Origin of the sequence: Neotamlana sargassicola, from assembly GCF_020523965.1 — a bacterium.
In the GTDB taxonomy this organism is placed as follows: Bacteria; Bacteroidota; Bacteroidia; order Flavobacteriales; family Flavobacteriaceae; genus Neotamlana; species Neotamlana sargassicola.
Window position 1 is genome coordinate 32,396 of the sequence record NZ_JAJAPX010000003.1, and the last position, 13,609, is coordinate 46,004.

Genomic DNA, 13,609 nt, shown 5'->3' on the forward strand with positions numbered 1-13,609 from the left:
AAAAATAAACATCATTTTTAATGAATAACCTAAAATTATCCTTTTTGTTTTGCCTTTTTATATCTTCAATAAGTATAGCGCAAACAAAAGAAATTACCCTAGAAGACATTTGGAAAAACAGAACCTTTAGCACAGAACATATGGATGTGTTGCATTCTATGGCTAATGGGCAACAATATTCTGTATTAAATTTTAATAGAGTAGAAAGAAGCACTTCAATAGATATTTACGATTATAAAACACTAGAGAAGGTTAAAACTTTGGTTAGTTCTGCTAATTTAGATGAAATACCATACTTTACAAATTACACATTTAGTGACGATGAAACTATGGTTTTACTTGCAACAGAAGAAGAAGCTATATTTCGTCGTTCATCTTTAGGGAAGTATTTTGTGTATAATGTTAAAACAAAAACTTTACAAAGTGTAAGCGATTTTAAAATACAAGAACCTACGTTTTCACCTAACGGGAAATTTATAGCCTACGGTTATCAAAACAATTTATATTATAAAAATTTAGAAACTGATGAAGTTACACAAATAACTTTTGATGGTAAGAAAAATGAAATTATAAACGGTATTACAGATTGGGTTTACGAAGAAGAATTTAGCTTTGTTCGTGCTTTCGATTGGAATTCAGGAAGTAACAAAATTGCATTTATTCGTTTTGACGAAACTAACGTTCCAGAATTTTCAATGGATGTTTATGGTAATACACTTTACCAAACTCAACATGTTTTTAAATATCCAAAAGCAGGAGAAGCTAACGCTTTAGTTTCGTTACATATTTTTGATGCTGAAACTGGTAAAACAGAAGAAGTAAAAGTAAATAAGGCTTACAATGATTTTTATATTCCTAGAATAAAATGGACAAATAATCCAGATGTTTTAAGTGCGCAATACATGAACAGACACCAAAATGAATTAGATTTATGGTTTGTAAATGCAGCAAAAAACACATCAAATTTAGTTTTAGCCGAAACCGATAAAGCTTATATTGATGTAACGTTTAACTTAACCTTTTTAAAGGATAATAGTTTTATCTGGACTAGTGAAAAAGATGGATACAATCACATTTATCACTACGATAAAACAGGGAAATTAATTAACCAAGTTACAAAAGGAAATTGGGAAGTGACCGATTATTATGGGTTCGATGAAAAAACAAAAACTATTTTTTATCAATCTGTAGAAAATGGTTCTATTAACAGAGATGTTTATTCTATTAAATTAAACGGAAGAAATAAAAAGCGCTTAACTAAAACCGAAGGAACAAATCAAGCTGCTTTTAGTGCCGACTTTTCATATTTTATAAATACTTTTTCTAGCGCAACTACTCCGTACGAATATACTTTAAATAGTGCCTCATCAGGAAACTTAATAAAAAGTATAAAAGATAACGATAAATTATCGCAAAAACTTGCAGATTACAAAACATCGAAAAAGGAGTTCAGTACCATACATGTAAATGGAAACGATTTAAATATGTGGATGATTAAACCTGCCGATTTTGATGAAAACAAAAAGTATCCGCTTTTTATGTATCAATATTCTGGTCCTGGTTCTCAACAAGTGGCCAACCGCTGGAATAGCGCAAACGATTATTGGTACCAGATGTTAGCCCAAAAAGGTTATATAATTGTTTGTGTAGATGGCAGAGGAACAGGTTTTAAAGGAGCCAATTTTAAAAAGGTTACACAAAATGAACTTGGAAAATATGAAGTTGAAGACCAAATAGCTGCAGCTAAAAAACTTGGAGAATTACCATATATTGATGCTAGTAGAATAGGAATTTGGGGATGGAGTTTTGGTGGTTTTATGAGTAGTAATTGCTTGTTTAAAGGAAACGATGTGTTTAAAATGGCTATTGCGGTTGCTCCTGTAACTAGCTGGCGTTTTTACGATACTATTTACACAGAACGTTATATGACTACCCCACAGGAAAACCCAACTGGTTACGACGAAAATTCACCAATAAATCACGTAGATAAGTTAAAAGGCGATTTTCTTTTAGTTCATGGTACTGCCGATGATAATGTACACGCCCAAAACGCTATGCGATTAACTGAAGCTTTAATTCAAGCGAATAAACAATTCGATTGGGCTATGTATCCAGATAAAAACCATGGCATTTACGGTGGAAATACAAGACTTCATTTGTATACAAAAATGAGCAATTTTATCGATGAAAACTTAGGCGATAAAATTGAAGAGCCAAAGAAGGAAATAAAAGAGAATACTTCAAAAATTAAAGGATAATAATTAACTAACTATCAAAATATATTTATGACTAACTCTAACACAGAAGCATATAAGCGAGAACTTTTTGGGCAGCCAATAGGTTTGTATATTCTATTTTTAACTGAAATGTGGGAGCGATTTTCCTATTACGGAATGCGTGCACTTTTGGTACTTTATATGACTACTTCTTCTTCAGGAGAAGACCCGAGAGGAGCTGGTTTAGACTGGACAAGTAAAGAAGCACTTGCTCTTTATGGTTGGTATACAATGCTAGTATATGTAATGTCTATTCCAGGTGGTATGATAGCTGATAAAGTTATTGGACAAAAAAAAGCAGTTTTATACGGAGCTGTTGTTTTATGTTTAGGGCATGGTGTTTTAGTTTTAACTGATGTTTGGGCTTTTTACACTGGCTTAGCTTTAGTTATTTTAGGAGTTGGGTTATTAAAACCTAATATATCTACTATGGTTGGGGGATTATATAAACAAGGTGATATAAGACGTGATAAAGGATTTAGTATTTTTTACATTGGTATTAACTTAGGTTCTTTATTAGCAACATTAACTGTTGGTTTAGTAGTAGCTAAGTGGGGTTGGCATGCTGGTTTTGGTCTTGCAGGTATAGTTATGGTATTAGGTTTAATAAATTATATTATCGGACAAAAATACTTAACTCATGTTGGTAACTTGAGTAAAAAAGAAAATAATCAAGAGGTTTCATATGGAAAACTATACGGAAAATTAGCGTCTTCAAGAAAACAATTAATTATTACATTAGTTTTATTGGTCTTCTCCATATTTGGATGGTATAAAATGGGATGGGGCTATGGTATGTTGTTTATGTTTTTAACAGCTATAACTTCTTTATTAATGATGATATATAAAGATCTAAATTCAAATATATATAAAGATAGGTTTGTAGTTCTTTTATTATCATTTATAATGGTTATAATATTTTGGGGAGCGTTCGAGCAAGCAGGAGGTTTAATGAATCTTTATACAGATACCAAAACAGATCGAGTATTATTCGGTTGGACTATACCAACCGTTATGTTTCAAAGTTTAAACGCTGGTTTTATAATTATATTTGCAACAATAGTTGCTGGGTTTTGGGCAAAAAGGAAATTAAAAGGTAAGGAAGCCTCTTCACTTTTTAAAATGGCTTTAGGGATTATTATTATGGGATTTGGATTTCTTTTTATGGTATTTGCTGCAATGGAATATGAAAAATCGGGAAGCTCTAGTATGATTTGGCTTGTTTTAGCTTATTTATTTCATACGTTGGGGGAGCTTTGTATATCTCCAGTTGCATTATCTTTTATTACAAAATTAGCCCCGGTTAAATATGCTTCTTTAATGATGGGGGTTTATTTCGCAGCAACGGGTTTAGGTAATAAAGTAGCTGGAATTGTTGGTGAATCAGCTTCAAAATATGGTGAGTATACTATATTTACAGGAATATTAATTTTTACAGTTATTATAGGTGTTCTTTTTATTGCAATACTTAAACCTTTAAAACGACTTACTCACAAAGCAGAAGATAACGAGCGCAAAATTGGCATAGACGAAGCAGAAGGCTTTGAGTTAGCAGATAATTAAAATTATTTTCATGAATTCAACCGAAAACACTGCAGAATTTAGTCTGTTAGGTCACAAACCGGCCTTATTTGTTTTATTTTTTACCGAAATGTGGGAGCGTTTTTCATATTACGGTATGCGCGCCATATTTGTACTATTCTTGGTAAAAAGCTGGGATTGGAGTAATGAACGCGCCGTAGGATTATTAGCTATTTATACAAGTACGGTATATTTAACACCCTTAGTTGGTGGAATTATAGCCGATAAATTATTAGGTTACCAAAAAGCAGTTGCTTTAGGGGCTTTAGCCATGACGTTGGGTCATGCCTCCATGGCTTTAGAAACCGAAATGACATTGTACATAGGTATAGCCTGTTTAATAATAGGAAATGGTTTATTTAAGCCTAATGTAACATCAATAGTTAGTGGTTTATATGAGAAATATCCAGATAGAAAAGATGGGGCATTTACTATTTTTTATATGGGGGTTAACGCTGGAGGCTTTTTAGGAGTTTTACTATGTGGTTTTTTAGCCAGTAACTTAAGTTATTCTTGGGGATTTGGTTTAGCTGGAATTTTTATGTTTTTAGGAACATTACAATTTTGGTTTGGAAGATCTATTTTTGAAAATGTTGGAACAGAACCCAACAAGAAATCAGATAGGGAAAAGATAGGAGTTTCAGAAGTTGTTAATGAAGAATTAACGCCAAAAAATATACAACGAGATCGTTATATTGTTGTTGCGCTTTTAGCTTTTTTTACAGTGTTTTTCTGGACAGCTTTCGAGCAAGCCAGTGGTTCTATGACTATTTTTGCTAGTGATTACACGCAAAGAAACTTACAAGGCAATTCAGCACTAATTTTCAAAGTTGTAGATGTATTAGTTTCCACAGTTCCGTTACTTATTATTTCATGGGTACTTTTAAAATTATTTGGGCAAACCTTTAAAAAAATATCGTTGTCTAATATTGTTTTAGGTATTAGTTTTTTAAGTATTTGGGCAATTGTAATCTGGAAATTAAGTATAATAATACCAAAAGAAAATGCAGAAATAGAGCCGTCATGGTTTCTAATTTTAAACTCATTATTTATTATTTTCTTAGCACCTTTATTCTCAAAGTGGTGGGAAAGTAAATATAATCCGTCAGCAGCTGTTAAGTTTGGTGTAGGTATGTTGCTTTTAGGTATAGGTTTTGGAGCATTGGCTTATGGTTCTAGCGGAATTCCACAAGGCGCAAAATCGGCATCAGTAAGTTTAATTTGGTTAGTTATTGCTTACTTGTTTCATACTATGGGTGAGTTATGTGTTTCGCCTACTGGTTTATCCTATGTATCCAAATTAGTGCCAGCTAAAAAAATAGGAATGATGTTTGGTATATGGTATTTAGTAAATTTCTTAGGAAACTTAACAGCAGGAACAGTAGGTAAATATATAGATACTATTGTAGAGCAATATTCAATGTCTCATTTTTTCTTAATATTTACGGTTATACCTGGAATTGTGGGTGGTATTTTCTTAATTCTAAACCCATTAATTAAAAAACTTATGCACGGTATTCGATAAATAGCAATAAAACATAAAAAAATATTACAAAATGCTCCTTTTAAGGGGCATTTTTTGTAAGTTCGGAACAACTTTTGTTACTTAAGTAATTATGAAAAAGATACTTTATACATTAATAGTAATTTTAGCTTTTAGCTTTAATTGTAAAGCTCAAGACATAAATTGGTTGAGTTTAAATGAAGCTTTGGAGCTTCAAAAAACAACGCCTAAAAAAATACTTATGGATGTTTACACAACTTGGTGTGGACCTTGTAAAATGTTAGATAAAAATACCTTTCAAAACGAAGACGTTTCAGCTTATATAAACGAGCATTATTATGCGGTTAAATTTAATGGAGAAGGTAATGAAGAGTTAATTTATAACGAGCAAACTTTTGGTAATGCAGAGTACGATGCCTCAAAGGCTAATTCGAGAAACTCACCTCATGATTTTGCTAGGTATTTACAAATAAGCGCATACCCAACAATTGTGTTTTTTGATGAAACAGGTAATTTAATAACGCCGTTAAGAGGTTATCAAACCCCAGCACAGATCGAAATTTACTTAAAAATGTTTAAAAACGATCATCATAAAACCATAACATCTCAAGAAGAATTTAATACTTATTACGAGAATTTTAAACCAGAATTTAAGGGTTAAAAAATTAAATGCTATGAAAAAAAATCTACTTATAATTTTTATTACAATTGGTTTTTCTTTTGTAAGTAAAGCTCAAGAAGAAGCATTAACTTGGCATACAGATATGAACAAAGCCTTTGAAAAGGCTAGCTTAGAAAACAAACCGTTGATGATTTTTTTTACCGGATCGGATTGGTGCGGATGGTGTATTAGGTTGCAAAACGAAGTTTTTAAAACGCCAGATTTTAAAACCTGGGCAAAAAATAATGTTATTTTAGTAGAGTTAGATTTTCCTAGAAAAAAACAATTAGAGCGCGAGCAACTTATGCAAAACTATCAGCTTCAAAAAATGTTTAAAGTAACAGGGTACCCGTCAGTTCATTTTGCATTAGCAAGTTCTACACAAGATGGTAATAAAAATTTAAACAGTTTAGGAAAAACAGGTTATGTTCGTGGTGGTGCAGTAAAATGGTTAGAAATAGCCAATAATATTGTTAATCAAGCCAATTAAAAACTTAATAATTTATAATAAAAGCGCCCTTTTTACTGGTTTGGTGAAAAGGGATTTCTTTTTTTAAACAAATGCGTTCCCAATGCGCTATGTAGCTTTTATAGTTACTTCCGTCTGCAATAATCTGTTTAGGTTTAAGCGAATCAATTACTCTATTTAAATTTATTTTTGGTGATTGCCGCAGTAATACATAATCTGGTTTTACGGATTTAAAATTATAAATTCCCAGGCTATCAATAACTAAAACATATTTATCCTTTAGCTTAAATAGTGTTTTTAAATTTTCTTTTTCAATAGATTTGATATGGTTTCCTACGGTATAATCTTTTATAATTTTATTGTTATTTTTTGATAAGCTATCTAAATCGTCAAAAACAATAATATTATCATTTTTTACATCTGCAAGTAAACTATATCTACTCTTATGAAATACGATTAATGTGTTTGTTGGCTTCTTAAACTTGGTATAAAAAATAGCAAGTTGTACAACTATTATTGAAATTAGAAAAAACTTAAAAGAAGCAACGTGTTTTTTTATTAAAAACCATACTAGTGTTATTATAAAAATATATGAAGCAAAAACATACCAAATATTAAAAGGTATGTCTTTAAATATAAAGGCTTCTTGGTAAGATACCCAACTTATAAAATTATTCATTAAGCTTATAATGTACCCAAAAGTTGAAGCTACAAAATTGTACGGAATGTTGCATATTGCTAGCAAGATTACTAAAATTCCTAATGCTAAAACAATACCTAATAACGGAATTACAACAAGATTTGAAATAAAAAATAAACCAGGGAATTGATGAAAATAATATAAACTAATAGGTATAATACCTAGTTGTGCAGAAATGGTTACTGTAAAAGTATGCCAATATTTATCTAAAATCCAGTTTTTGGGCTGCCAAATTTTATACAAAAAAGGATCAATAGTTACTATTGAAAATACAGCCAAATAACTTAATTGGAAGCCAACATCAAACAAAAACATGGGTTTAATTAATAAAAGAACGAAAACCGATATAGCCAACGTATTAAAAATATTGGTTGGGCGTTTTATGTTCATAGCTATGGCTACAATGCTAAACATAGTTACAGCTCGTGTTACCGATGCCGATAAACCGGCAATAATAGCGAAACACCACAGTATTAATACTAAAAGAATAGTTTTTATGGTATTACCATACTTTAATTGCGCTATAGGCTTTAAAATAAAATTTAATATTATTAAAATAATACCCACATGTAATCCTGAAACGGCTAAAATATGTATTGCTCCAGCGTTAGTATAATTTGTGTATACAGCTTTACTTATATCTTGGCGTTGACCTAAAAATAAGGCATTAATTATTGCCAATTCATCGGTTTTATAATGGTAAGCCTCTAACTTTTTATTAATAAAAATCCTAATATTATCAGCAAGACCAAGTAGGCTGATTTTTTTTGAGCCAGAATAATAAAGCGCATTGTTAGTAGTAAATACTTGATGATAAATGTATTGTTTCTCTAAATACTTTTTATAGTCAAATTGATGAGGGTTTAAAGGATGAATTAAATCTTTAAATTGTAATTTACTAATGTATATATCATCAACTTTTAACAGATTGTAGGTTGTGTCCTTTTCAATATTTATAAGAATTTTGCCTTTAGCGTTTTCATCCTCAAGACTAAGTATATCAACAATGTATTTATCGTAATAATTTCCTGGTTTTAAAACCTCACGCACTTTAAACTTAACAGTATGGGTTGATGTATTGTTTAGCGAGACTTTTTGTGTGTAATGATTTTTAAAATTAATTGGATTATGAAGCTTTACAGTTAAAGCACCAATAATAGTCATAGAAATAAAGGTAAATAAGCCAAACCAAACAGATTGTTTAAACTTATTTTTATCCATTATAAAAATGATAAATAATATAATAATAAAAACAAACGCAATTACTAATAAAAGAGCCCAGTTTATAGAAGTGAAGTAGCCTAATAAAATTCCTGTAACTAAGCAAATAGTTAATTTAATTATGGTAAAATTAAGCACCTTCATAGGTCTGTAAGTTAATAAAAATCTTACAGATTTATGACTTATGGTATTTAAAGTATGCTTCTAGCTTCAACAAAAGCATTTAGCCAATACTTTTCATTTAAACCAGAAACAATAACACCTTTACTAGTTGTGGCGTGAATAAATTTAATATCATTATTTCTTATATCAACAATAAGTCCTACATGATTAATTTCGTTTCTTCTATTTTTTCCTGTTTTAAAAAATAATAAATCACCTTTATGCACATTTTTTAAGCTAATTTTTGTGCCACGTTTAGCCATGTCTCTCGAAATTCGTGGTAATTGTACATTGTTAGCTGTAAAAGAGGTGTAAATTAAGCCAGAGCAATCCATTCCTTTTTTTGTAGTGCCACCCCACTTATATTTTACACCTTTAAATTGGTTGGCGTAATCAATAATATTTTCGGCTTTAGATTTTGATGTGTTTTTTTTAGTTTTTGCAGTAGTTTGAGATGATTTACTTTTTGTGCTCTTTGAAGATTTACAACTACTAAATGCAATTAGAAGCATTAATAAAAGCACAAATTTTTTCATGGTACTATTAATTTTGGGCATTTTTAAAAATTAATTCGGCTGTTTTTTTGCTGGCTCCTTTACCGCCTAACTTTTTCTCTAATTCAAAATAATTTAAAAACATGGTTTTACGCATGTCTTCATTTAAAATGTTGTTTAATTCTTGTTTTAAACGTTTTCTATTGAAATCGTTTTGAATTAGCTCGGTAACCACTTCCTTATCCATTACCAAATTCACTAACGAAATATATTTTAAGGTTATAATGCGTTTTGCTATTTGGTACGAAATATTACTCCCTTTATAACACACTACTTGCGGTACTTTAAATAACGCGGTCTCTAAAGTTGCCGTTCCAGAAGTTACTAATGCCGCATACGAAATACTCAATAAATCATAGGTTTTATTAGCTATAAACTTAACCTTATTAGACTTCATAAAGGTCTGATAAAAACTAAATTCCTGACTTGGCGCTCCTGCAATAACAAATTGATAATTGGGGTAGTCGTCAACTAAACTAAGCATTACCGAGAGCATTTTAGCAATTTCTTGCTTACGGCTTCCTGGTAAAAGTGCAATAATAGGTTTGTCTCCTAAATTGTTTTCTGCTCTAAATTTTTCTTCTTTAACTTGGGTTCTATCTGCTATGGCATCAATTAACGGGTGGCCAACAAAATTAACGTCATAATTGTATTTTTTATAGAAATCTTCAACAAACGGAAGGATAACGTACATGTTATCAATATCTCGTTTAATATCAAAAACACGTTTTGCACGCGATGCCCAAACTTGCGGAGAAATATAATAATTGGTTTTAAAACCTCGCTGTTTTGCCCACTTCGCAATTCTTAAATTAAATCCAGAGTTGTCAATAAATATAATAACATCGGGTTTAAATGCTGCAATATCTTGCTTGCAAAACTTTATTAGTTTAAAAATTTTATTGAGGTTTAAAATGACTTCAATAAAACCCATAAAAGCACGCTCTTTATAGTGTTTTACTAGAGTGCCACCAACATTTTGCATAGCATCGCCACCCCAAAACCTAATGTCTGCATTAGCATCAACTTTATACAATGCCTTCATTAAGTTAGCGCCATGTAAATCGCCAGATGCTTCACCCGCAAGAATGTAATATGTCATTTATTAATGGTCTAAAATATTTTAAAAATAAAGGTGCAAACAGCTAATATAACCGTTATTAAAAGTACACCACGAGCCCTATAATCTTGTCGCTTTCTTATAAAAACGAAAAAAGCAATTAGATTTAAAATGGCACCTAAACTTATTAATTTACCTAAAAAACCTTCACTTATTGCTGCTTTAATAACAGTGGTGAAATCATCATCACCACCAAGTAACATTGCTGCTAATATTAAACCAATGGCATTAGCAACTAAGCCAACTACCATTCCTATAATAACGTCTTTTTTAATCATTTAAATTCCAGTTTTCTAAGTTTTTTATAAAGTCATGTGCTGTTAAATCAAATTGCGTTGGGACTATCGAAATATAGTTGTTCTCTAGCGCCCAGGAGTCGGTATCTTTGCCGTCATCTAAATTAACAAATTTTCCAGTAAGCCAGTAATAATCTTTTCCTTGTGGTGTTTGGCGTTTATCAAATTCTTCAACCCAATTCGATCGTGCTTGTCGAGAAATTTTAATACCGTTTATAGCATCTTTTGTTACGTTTGGTATGTTTACGTTTAAAACAATACCTTCGGGTAAACCATGTTTTAAAACCTGTTCTGTAATGCTTTTTATAAAAGGTTTCGATGGTTCAAAATTAGCATCATGCCCATAATCTAATAGAGAAAAACCAATGGCAGGAATACCCTCAATACCAGCTTCAATAGCGGCACTCATAGTGCCTGAATAAATCACATTAATCGCGGCGTTAGACCCATGATTAATTCCTGAAACACAAAGTGTTGGTTTTCTGTTTACAATTTCTCTAATTGCAATTTTTACGCAATCGGCAGGCGTTCCAGAACAGCTGTATTCTGTTTGCGGGCCTTCATCTATTTTAATAGGATCTGCAAAAAGAGTAGAGTACAATGTAATGGCATGCCCCATGCCACTTTGTGGGCTATCTGGTGCTACTACAACTACATCCCCAAGTTCATTCATAACTTCTATTAATGCGCGAATTCCTGGAGCGTTTATACCATCGTCGTTGGTTACTAAAATAAGGGGTTTTTCTGCCATAATATGTATTAATATTCTATGTGCTAAAATACATATTAAACAGCCAAATAACATCGTTTAACAAAAAATTAGTAGCGTTTGGTTGTTTTGGCACACTTTTTTCTACTATTTTAGTAAAAATAATGTCGTGCTTTCCAGAGCAATTAAATTAAATAGATGAGAAAAATTATGAAAAGGAATTATAAAGCAATGCTGTTAGTATTGTTATTAGCATTTGCTTCTTGCAGCTTTACTACAAAGAAATTCGATAACCCGGACAAAGACAAATTATTAATACAAATTATAACCTTTGTTCTAGAACAAGGACATTTTGATCCTATTTTATTTGATGATGCTTTTTCCGAGGATTTTTTCGAAGATTATATAGCCATAACCGACCCGTTTAAACGTTATTTTTATCAATCTGATATTGATGATTTTGAGAAGTTTAAGTTAACCATCGACGATCAATTAAAAGCTACCGATATAACTTTTTTTAATGTTGTAAACCAACGCACTTTGCAACGTATTGCAGAGGCTAAAGAAATTTACAAAACGGTATTAGCTACACCTTTCGATTATACTATTAAAGAATATTACAACAGTGACAGCGAAAATGCAGAATTCCCTAAAAATAAAAAAGAAATGCAAGATCGTTGGAGAAAACAATTAAAGTTTTCTGCTATTTCAAATTACGACGACTTAAAACAAGAGGAAAAACAGAAAAAAGAAAAAGATGCATCGTATACCATGAAAACCGATGCAGAGATTGAAAAAGAAGCTAGAGAAGCCACTTTAAAATCTTTGAATATAATTTTTGAAGATTATATAGACGACCAAACTCGCGAAGATTGGTTTGCTATTTACGTAAACACTATTGTTGAAGAATTCGACCCACATACCTATTATTTAGCACCAAAAAGTAAGGAAGATTTCGACCAACGCATGTCTGGAAAACTAGAAGGTATTGGTGCGCGTTTACAAAAGCGTATGGACTATATAAAGGTAGTTGAATTAATTTCTGGTGGTCCAGCATGGAAAGGTGAGGAGCTTGAGGTTGAAGATGTTATTTTAAAAGTAAAACAAGAAGACGAGGAAACCCCTGTAGATATTGTTGGCATGCGCATTAACGATGCTATAAACTATATTAAAGGCCCAAAAGGAACTAAAGTAACTTTAACAGTAAAAAAAGTTGATGGTACCATAAAAGATATAACCATTACTCGCGATATTGTTGAGATTGTAGATACTTATGCAAAAGCCTCTGTAGTGGAAAAAGATGGAAAAAAGTTTGGTGTAATTAATTTGCCAGCGTTTTATGTCGATTTTGAAGATTATAAAAATATTAATGCAGCAAAAGATGTTAAGGCCGAAATAGAGCATTTAAAAGCTGAAGGTATGGAAGGATTGGTGCTAGATTTACGAAACAACGGTGGTGGTTCTTTACCCACGGTGGTTGAAATGGCCGGTTTGTTTATTAAAGATGGTCCAATAGTTCAAGTACGCTCAACAGGCGAGGCTAAAGAGGTTTTAAAAGATAGAGATAAGTCTATTTCATGGGATGGCCCATTAGTAATATTAGTAAACGAAATTTCTGCCTCTGCTTCCGAAATTATGTCGGCAGCAATGCAAGATTACAAACGCGCAATTATTATAGGTAGTAAACAAACTTACGGTAAAGGAACTGTACAAAATGTTATGAATTTAAATAGTATGTTGCGAAATAATAATGCCGGAGATCTTGGAGCGCTTGCTTTAACCACGCAAAAATATTACCGTATTAATGGTGGGTCTGTACAATTAGAAGGTGTTAAAAGTGATGTCACAGTTCCTGGTCGATTTACCTATATTAATGTAGGTGAAAAAGATAAAGATAACCCGTTACCATGGGACGAAATTGATCCAGCCATTTATACACCATGGGAAAATTATTTCGATTACGATGCTACTGTTAAAAAAAGTAAAGAGCGTATGAGTAATAACCCACAAATTGCACTTATTGATGAAAATGCGAAATGGGTAAAAGATAAAATTGACGTTACGGTATTCTCATTAAATTACGACGATTATGTAAAGCAAAATGAAAATAATGAAGCCGAATCAAAAAAGTTTGATGCCATCGATGATTATAAAACAAATTTAAGTTTTTACTCTACAACCTATGAAAAATCGTTGATTGAAAACGATTCTACCGATTTAAAAGAAAAACGCGAACGTTGGCATAAAAGCTTAAGTAAAGATGTTTATATAGAGGAAGCGCTTAACGTTTTAGAAGATTTAAACTTAGCATACCCAATAAAAAAAGTAGCTTCAGCAGTAAAAGAGTAAGCATTTT

11 protein-coding genes are annotated in these 13,609 nt (G+C 31.5%); 6 read left to right on the forward strand and 5 right to left on the reverse strand.

The window, feature by feature from the left end; genetic code table 11:
- The first annotated feature begins 20 nt into the window (after positions 1–20).
- From LG651_RS08090 to LG651_RS08110, 5 genes are all read left to right on the forward strand, one after another.
- Complete coding sequence (locus LG651_RS08090) at positions 21–2,258, forward strand: S9 family peptidase (RefSeq protein WP_226695635.1); 2,238 nt, start codon at positions 21–23, stop codon at positions 2,256–2,258.
- A 27-nt stretch (positions 2,259–2,285) separates the two neighbouring features.
- Complete coding sequence (locus LG651_RS08095; protein ID WP_226695636.1) at positions 2,286–3,839, forward strand: peptide MFS transporter; 1,554 nt, start codon at positions 2,286–2,288, stop codon at positions 3,837–3,839.
- 10 nt (positions 3,840–3,849) lie between these two features.
- The gene (locus LG651_RS08100) at positions 3,850–5,382 is read left to right on the forward strand and encodes a peptide MFS transporter (protein ID WP_226695637.1); all 1,533 of its coding nucleotides are present in this window, start codon (positions 3,850–3,852) and stop codon (positions 5,380–5,382) included.
- 91 nt (positions 5,383–5,473) lie between these two features.
- On the forward strand, positions 5,474–6,022 hold the full coding sequence (locus LG651_RS08105; protein WP_226695638.1) for a thioredoxin family protein: 549 nt from the start codon (positions 5,474–5,476) through the stop codon (positions 6,020–6,022).
- 13 nt (positions 6,023–6,035) lie between these two features.
- Entirely contained in the window at positions 6,036–6,512 is a 477-nt protein-coding gene (locus LG651_RS08110; RefSeq protein WP_226539614.1) for a thioredoxin family protein, read from the forward strand.
- Between the two features lie 4 nt (positions 6,513–6,516).
- On the opposite strand, the gene LG651_RS08115 is transcribed toward LG651_RS08110, so the two are convergent.
- The 5 genes from LG651_RS08115 to surE are packed head-to-tail and all read right to left on the reverse strand — an operon-like array spanning position 6,517 to position 11,295.
- Positions 6,517–8,556, reverse strand: a complete 2,040-nt coding sequence (locus LG651_RS08115; RefSeq protein WP_226695639.1) for a ComEC/Rec2 family competence protein — start codon at positions 8,554–8,556, stop codon at positions 6,517–6,519.
- A 47-nt stretch (positions 8,557–8,603) separates the two neighbouring features.
- Positions 8,604–9,131 (reverse strand): C40 family peptidase, encoded by a 528-nt coding sequence (locus tag LG651_RS08120; RefSeq protein WP_226695640.1) that lies wholly within the window; start codon positions 9,129–9,131, stop codon positions 8,604–8,606.
- Positions 9,118–10,230 carry a lipid-A-disaccharide synthase gene (gene lpxB / locus LG651_RS08125; protein WP_226695641.1) on the reverse strand — a complete coding sequence of 371 codons (1,113 nt, stop codon included), beginning with the start codon at positions 10,228–10,230 and terminating at the stop codon, positions 9,118–9,120. Before lpxB ends, LG651_RS08120 begins: the two co-directional genes overlap by 14 nt.
- A gap of 11 nt (positions 10,231–10,241) precedes the next feature.
- Positions 10,242–10,526, reverse strand: coding sequence for a hypothetical protein (locus LG651_RS08130; protein WP_226695642.1), 285 nt, complete (start codon positions 10,524–10,526; stop codon positions 10,242–10,244).
- On the reverse strand, positions 10,519–11,295 hold the full coding sequence (gene surE / locus LG651_RS08135) for a 5'/3'-nucleotidase SurE (RefSeq protein ID WP_226695643.1): 777 nt from the start codon (positions 11,293–11,295) through the stop codon (positions 10,519–10,521). The genes LG651_RS08130 and surE overlap by 8 nt, the downstream gene beginning before the upstream one ends.
- Positions 11,296–11,463: 168 nt before the next feature.
- On the opposite strand from surE, the gene LG651_RS08140 reads away from it, so the two are divergent.
- Positions 11,464–13,602: a carboxy terminal-processing peptidase gene (locus tag LG651_RS08140; protein ID WP_226695644.1), complete on the forward strand. Its 2,139-nt coding sequence runs from the start codon at positions 11,464–11,466 to the stop codon at positions 13,600–13,602.
- The last annotated feature ends 7 nt before the right edge of the window (positions 13,603–13,609 follow it).

Bases quoted from the DNA above. Each gene is read 5' to 3' on its own strand.
- LG651_RS08090 (WP_226695635.1), top strand. From the start codon at position 21: ATGAATAACCTAAAATTATCCTTTTTGTTTTGCCTTTTTATATCTTCA.
- LG651_RS08095 (WP_226695636.1), top strand. From the start codon at position 2,286: ATGACTAACTCTAACACAGAAGCATATAAGCGAGAACTTTTTGGGCAG.
- LG651_RS08100 (WP_226695637.1), top strand. From the start codon at position 3,850: ATGAATTCAACCGAAAACACTGCAGAATTTAGTCTGTTAGGTCACAAA.
- LG651_RS08105 (WP_226695638.1), top strand. From the start codon at position 5,474: ATGAAAAAGATACTTTATACATTAATAGTAATTTTAGCTTTTAGCTTT.
- LG651_RS08110 (WP_226539614.1), top strand. From the start codon at position 6,036: ATGAAAAAAAATCTACTTATAATTTTTATTACAATTGGTTTTTCTTTT.
- LG651_RS08115 (WP_226695639.1), bottom strand. From the start codon at position 8,556: ATGAAGGTGCTTAATTTTACCATAATTAAATTAACTATTTGCTTAGTT.
- LG651_RS08120 (WP_226695640.1), bottom strand. From the start codon at position 9,131: ATGCCCAAAATTAATAGTACCATGAAAAAATTTGTGCTTTTATTAATG.
- lpxB (WP_226695641.1), bottom strand. From the start codon at position 10,230: ATGACATATTACATTCTTGCGGGTGAAGCATCTGGCGATTTACATGGC.
- LG651_RS08130 (WP_226695642.1), bottom strand. From the start codon at position 10,526: ATGATTAAAAAAGACGTTATTATAGGAATGGTAGTTGGCTTAGTTGCT.
- surE (WP_226695643.1), bottom strand. From the start codon at position 11,295: ATGGCAGAAAAACCCCTTATTTTAGTAACCAACGACGATGGTATAAAC.
- LG651_RS08140 (WP_226695644.1), top strand. From the start codon at position 11,464: ATGAAAAGGAATTATAAAGCAATGCTGTTAGTATTGTTATTAGCATTT.